Origin of the sequence: Exiguobacterium sp. 8A (genome assembly GCF_902506275.1) — a bacterium.
Classification (GTDB): domain Bacteria; phylum Bacillota; class Bacilli; order Exiguobacteriales; family Exiguobacteriaceae; genus Exiguobacterium; species Exiguobacterium profundum.
This window is the reverse complement of sequence record NZ_LR733636.1, coordinates 1-1340: the sequence shown is the minus strand read 5'-3', so window position 1 is coordinate 1340 and position 1340 is coordinate 1. Positions and strand designations below refer to the sequence as shown.

Genomic DNA, 1340 nt, shown 5'->3' with positions numbered 1-1340 from the left:
GGTGGATGAGAACGACCAGAGCAGCAATTCCACGAAGTCCATCCAACGCGCCAATCCTGTTGGCAAACTCTTCCACAGTGCGCGAGCCTACAACTCGCCGTCCTCGAATGCCAGCACGAAGCCCACGGATTTCCCAATTTCGCGCAGCTGGGGCTCCGGACAACCGAAGCCAAACGACGCTCGTAAAAGGCCTAGCGGCCCGCAGATGGAGTGAGCGTCTTTCTCGACGAGACCGCCACTCGCCCATCGACATCTTCGATCCTTCGCGGTGCGATGGCGAGAATGACCCCGGCCGACCACCAGAATGGCACCGCGCCGAACGGGGCTTCGAGGACAACCCCGAGTGACGCCACAGGCAGGATGGCGATGATCGTCATCGCTGCTGTCGCGACGACGTCATCTTGAGCGGCGACACGCAGCCGTCGGAACAGCGTGAAGACAAGTGAGAGCACCACCGCCGCAGCAAGAACCAGGCCGACTGCACCCATGCGGGCGTAGATACCGACGAAGTAGTTGTGCGGACTCCGAACGTTGTCGTAGGTCGTCCCCTCGAGGAACGACAGCGTGCCAGATTCCGTCAGGAAGTCGTTCCCGAATCCGCTGCCGATGATCTGTCGGGACGGAGATCCATTCGTCCAGGCGATCACCTGCGACCAGACCAACCGCCGCGCATTCTCCGTGCCCTTCGCACTCAACTGGCCTTGTGTGGTGGCCGCCGAGGTATCGATCGTGGCGATGATTCGCTGTCCCGCGCCGGTCAACGGCAGGACGAGCATGAGAACAGCGATAGCAATCGGCACGAGCATCTGGGAGAACAGGCGACGGCCGCTACGAGCAGGAGTGCTGACGTAGAAGATCAGGTAGGCGACGAACATCGATGCGACGACGCTGATCAACCCAGCGCGCGACTGCAGCGAGAAAACGTCGACCAGGGACACGACGATCGCCGAGATGGACCAGAAACGCTTGGACATGCGGAACGCGCGGAGCAAGAACGTTCCGGCCCCGATTCCGAGGATTGCCATGTCGATGTCCGGCCGAACTTGGAAGATCCCTGCAGCACCACCCGGAAGCGGGATGCCCGTGAACCCCGTGAAGATTGAAACGGTGGCCCAGACGAGATGGAAGGCCAATGCAATCCGGAAGATACGAGCGGTTCTGTCACGAGCGCTCTTCGTCGAGCGCGCGATCGATGCTGCACTGACGTAAGCAACGAAGACATAGAGGAACGGGGCCGAATCACGAATCCAGTCGCTGATCGGCTCGCCCTGTGTCAGCGCAAAGGCAACTCGGATGATGATGTAGCCGAAGAAGAGATGCACGGCGAGCGCGGGCGGGTC

The 1340-nt window shown here is 61.1% G+C and carries 1 protein-coding gene; it reads right to left on the bottom strand.

Annotated elements, in window-relative coordinates; genetic code table 11:
- Positions 1 to 191 precede the first annotated feature (191 nt).
- Positions 192 to 1340, bottom strand: a 1149-nt coding sequence (locus tag GVY42_RS15110; protein ID WP_159565572.1) for an O-antigen ligase, incomplete at its 5' end; no start/stop codon positions are given.